Origin of the sequence: Trabulsiella guamensis ATCC 49490, from assembly GCF_000734965.1 — a bacterium.
GTDB lineage: Bacteria > Pseudomonadota > Gammaproteobacteria > Enterobacterales > Enterobacteriaceae > Trabulsiella > Trabulsiella guamensis.
Genome location: NZ_JMTB01000071.1, coordinates 1 through 5,281, shown reverse-complemented (window position 1 = coordinate 5,281; position 5,281 = coordinate 1). Strand labels below are relative to the sequence as shown.

The 5,281-nt window shown below is 54.5% G+C and carries 1 protein-coding gene; it reads left to right on the top strand.

Translation table 11 applies throughout. The annotated features are described in order from the left end of the window. Positions 1-5,281 (top strand): autotransporter outer membrane beta-barrel domain-containing protein (locus GTGU_RS10525; protein WP_038156526.1); only part of this gene is annotated, 5,281 nt, incomplete at both ends.

Here is a 5,281-nt window from a genome sequence, read left to right as displayed (position 1 = left end):
TACTGGGTGGGGAGGTTGACAACAGCGGTTCTGTCACTGCGAACGGCACAGCAATCTATGTCGGTGCTGGTGACCAGGGGCAAACATCCACAATTACCAACAGCGGTTCAGTGCTGGCTACTGATGGTCATGCAGCCATTGATTTGGCTGTCGGTGAACTTGATCTGGTTGGTAGTGGTTTAGGAAGTATTGAGGCTCAGGGGACGGCACATGGTGTGCTGATTGGTAATAATGCCACCCGTCTGGGTGTAAAAGACGCGCACATTATTGTGAATGCTGCCGGGGCAACCGGCAACGCGATTGAGAACGCCGGTAACCTGACTAACCTGCAACTGACAAACACCACCATTGATGTGGCTGATGGTGCCGGGGTTCGTACGTCGGTCACTATCGATAAAACAAACAGCGGAACCATCAATGTGTCAGGCGCCGGAACCGGTATTGCGTTTGAAAATGCTGATGGCTCGGCAACAACCGGCAATCTCGACCTGTCCGGCTCTTCCGGCCTGACAATTAATGTCTCTGGTGCGGGTGGCACAGGTATTAACGCTAATACCAGCGGCACTGTTGATACTGCTGTCAATGTGAATGTCACCAGTGCATCGGGTGGCTCAGCTCTGAAACTGGGGAGTGGCGTGACCGCCGCAACGAACAGTGGCACGCTTGAGTCTGCCAGTACCACGGCGCCCACTGTGGATGCGGCAAATGCAACAAACTTCACAAACACGGCGTCAGGCGTTATCACCGCATCTGCATCGGGTAATGCTGCACTGGCCATGGGGGCCGATGATGCAACCGTCGACAATGCCGGGACGATTAACGGTAACGTGGCAATGAACGGTGCAAATGGCACGGTTACCAATACAGGTACAATCAGTGCTGATATTGTGACAACCAGTGGTGATAACACGATTACTGTTGATGGCGGTACTGTTGGTGGCAACATTGCGCTGAATGGCAGCGGAACAAACACTGTTCTGCTTGAGAACGGTGCAACAGCCAGTACGGTAGGTGGTTCTGCCGGTAATGATACTGTAACTATCCAGGGTAATGGTAACACCTTTACTGCCCTGAACGGTGGCAGCGGTACTTCCACGGCTGTATTTGATGGCGTAACGGACGGCTATCATCTGGATGGAGCAACATCAGATATTCTGAATTATGACCAGGTTGACCTGCGCAATGGCTCCATCGTCAGTCTCGATAATGGTCACACCCTTGGCGGTAAGCCAGCCGGTGGTGCCGCGGTGGATATTGACCAGGCCTCTGTACTGGAAGTGCTGGGTTCTGCTGCACGGACGCTTGCAAACCAGCTGACCGGTACAGGTACTGTGAAAGTGGATAACGGCGGTTCGACTTTTGATTTTGCCTCCACGACAGGGGATGCCTTTGCGGGGATCCTTGACCTGAATAATGCGCTTCTTTCTCTCGGTGGTGTTAACACGACTGCGCTGACAAATGCGACGCTGAAGGCTGACAGCGGCAGTACCACAACTGTGGCTGACGGCGAGCAGGCTATCGGTGGTCTGACGTTTGCCGGTGGTAGTCTGATATTTAACGGTACGGCACCGGATGAGAAAGTTGCCACAAGTCATATCACTGCCGGAAAACTGGATGCCTCCGGCAGCGGGAACGTACAAATCAATATTCCGGATCCGTATGTGCCTGGTCACGAAACATCCACAACGTCATCTCTGATGACTCAGGATGATGCGAATGTGGGGCTGCAACTGGTCAGTTCCGGTAATGTAACCGGCAGCGGCGGCAATCTGGTCCTGAAGGATCAGAATGGTAATACCATCACGGCAGCCACGCAGGTGGATATTGCTCAGGATGGCAATGTGGTGGCGAAAGGTACTTATGACTATCGTCTGACCACAACGGGTGAGTCCGGTAGTGATGATGGCCTTTATGTTAACTACGGTCTGACAGAGCTGGATATTCAGAAAGACCAGACCCTGACGCTGGCCGGTGACCCGGGAGCCACGGGCAATGCAGCAGATATGTCGGCACGTATTACCGGCAGCGGTAATCTGGCCACGAATGCAGGCAGTGGTGAACTGGTCTCCCTGTCAAACAGCAGCAACGACTATACCGGTGACACGACGGTTCTGAGCGGAACACTGCGTACCGATGCGGATAATGCACTGGGTAAAACAGCGAAACTGGACGTGAAAGGGGATGCCACTGCCGACCTGAACAAAACCACGCAGTCTGTGGGAAGTCTGGACGTTGAGCAGAACGGTACGCTGGCGCTGAACGACGGTACACTGAATGTGGCCCAGGGCGGCAATGTGACCGGTGAGATGACTGGCGGTGGTCAGTTGAATGTTAATGGCGGCACGCTGACCGTTGAAAATGCAAATAACAGCATGACAGCGGATACTGCCATTGCCTCCGGGGCAACGGTACTGTTGAAAGATATCGCCGGGCTTGGCAGTGGTGCTGTCGCGGATGCCGGTACGTTGATCCTTGATGCTGTGACCGGAGCCCTGAAAAATGCAGTCAGTGGTCAGGGTGTTGTGGCGCTGGAGAATGGCTCGGATGTTACTGCAACCGGTGAAAATGGTCAGTTTGCCGGGACATTTGATGTACAGGACGGGACACGACTGCATGCGTCTGCGGAAAAAAATCTGGGTACCGCAACCGTCGACACTAACAGTGACGGTATTCTGTCACTGGATGACTATACCGGCAATCTGATCAGTGCCGTTACAGGGACGGGGACCATTGCACTTACCGGCAGTTCAGATGTGACAGCGACAGAGAAGAACAGTCAGTTTGCCGGTACATACGATGTACAGTCCGGAAACACGCTGCATGTGACGGATGAAACTCTTCCGTCCGCTGCGGTGCTGAATGATAACGGGCTGATTGATTTAACCACTTCCGGCTCTTATGCCCTGAAAAATGAACTGCTGGGCGCCGGTGTACTGAAAGTCGATGCGTCCGGTGGGGACTTTGATTTCTCTTCCTCAACGGGTAATGCCTTTACAGGAACGCTGGATTTGAACAACGCGAACCTGCTGCTCGGCGGAGTCAATACAACCACGCTGACAAATGCAACCCTGAAGGCTGACAGCGGCAGTACCACGACTGTGGCTGATGGTGAGCAGGCTATTGGAGGACTGACGTTCGCCGGTGGTAGTCTGGTATTCAACGGGATTGCACCGGATGAGAAGATTGCATCGGGTTATGTGAAAGCAGGAAAACTGGATGCGTCCGGTGACGGAACCGTGCAGATTAAGATCCCGGATCCGTACGTGCCACGTCCTGAAACTGCCACCGCCTCATCGCTGATGACACAGGACGACTCAGATGTGGTTCTGCAGCTGGTCAGTGCCGGTGAGGTGACGGGCAGTGGCGGGAATCTGCAACTGGTGGATCAGAACGGTAATACAGTATCGGCAGCCACGCAGGTGAACATTGCTCAGGATGGCGATGTGGTGGCAAAAGGTACCTATGATTACCGTCTGACTACCGCCGGTGAGTCCGGCAGCCAGGATGGCCTGTATGTGAACTACGGTCTGAAAGAACTGGATCTCCAGAAAGACAAGACCCTGACACTGGCGGGCGATCCTGGTGCTACCGGCGCTGCAGCGGATATGTCAGCACGCATCACAGGTAGCGGTAATCTCGCCACTGATGCCGGTAAGGATGAGCTTGTTTCCCTGTCAAACAGCAGCAACGATTATACCGGTGACACGACAGTTCTGAGTGGTACGCTGCGTACCGATGCAGATAACGCACTGGGTAAAACAGCGAAACTGGACGTGAAAGGAGATGCCACTGCCGACCTGAACAAAACCACGCAGTCTGTCGGTAGTCTGGAGGTCGAACAGAACGGTACGCTGGCCCTGAATGACGGTACACTGAATGTGGCACAGGGCGGCAGTGTGAAAGGTGAGATGACTGGTGGCGGTCAACTGAACGTCAATGGTGGTACGCTGACGGTTGACAGTAAGAATGAAGCCATGACAGCCGGTACGGCCATTGCGTCCGGTGCCAGTGTGATACTGACCGGGGCAGACACCACGCTGGGTGGTAAAGGTGCCAGTGATGTGAAAGTGGCTTCCGGCGGTACGCTTGGCGGACAGGGCACTGTGGGCGGTAAAGTCGTCAACGCCGGGACTGTCAGCGCGCTGAATGCCCTGAAAGGGCATGAGTCAGCACCTGCCAGTACGCTGACACTGGCTGGCGGTCTGGTCAACAGCGGTACGGTAAACCTCGCTGGTAGTAAGACGGGTAATACTCTGGTTGTGAAAGGAGACTATACCGGACAGAACGGGAAAATCGTTCTGAACACATATCTCGGCGGTGACAGCTCTGCAACAGACCGTGTAGTTATTGACGGTGGTAAAGCCTCCGGTAAGTCAGATCTGGTAGTACGTCATGCCGGAGGTGAGGGTGCAAATACTACCAGGGGCATTCGCCTTGTGGAAACCCGCAACGGTGCTACCACGGATGCCGGTGCCTTCAGTCTGTCCTCTGCTTCAGACGGTTATCGTGGGGGTGTGATAGCGATGGGCCCCTATAACTACAGACTGCTGCGTGGTGGTACTGGCGGCGTGGCTGACGACTGGTACCTGGTGTCTCCGGCCAGTACGCCTGGTGGTAAGGATCATTACCGTCCTGAAGTGGGGGCGTATCTGGGGAACCGCCAGTTTGCGGATACCATGCAGGTACATACTCTCTTTGACCGGCAGGGACCTGCCCGACTGCTGGCCGGCGAAAATGGTGAACCGGAAAGAGCCTCCTGGGCGCGTCTGACAGGGAAAGTGGCTGAGATGGATGGTGCAGGTGGTAAACGTCATGACCGCCAGACCTTATTGCACATTGGCTCTGATGTACTGAGGGTTCCGGTGGGTGAAGGCAGTTTCCGGGCCGGCGTGATGGGTATGGTGGGTGACGACCATAACCAGATTGACGGTAAGGAGGGTTCAGCTGCAGGTAGTGTACGTGGATACAGCGGTGGTCTCTACGGAACCTGGTATGGCAGCCATGATCCTCTGAGCGGACCGTATGTGGACATCTGGAGCATGTACGGTAAGTTCGATAATAAGGTTTACGGCGGTGGCTTACCGGAAGAAAAATACCATTCCCACAACTGGACGTCATCTGTTGAAGCGGGTTACGGAATTGATGTCAGCAGGGATGAGAAAGGGAACCGTAGTGGGCTGGTACCTCAGGTACAGGTAGTTCATTCTTCTTACCACAGCGGAAAACACAGGGAGAAAGGGAATACCATGGTGAGTGGTATGGATGACACCTCCGTCACTAC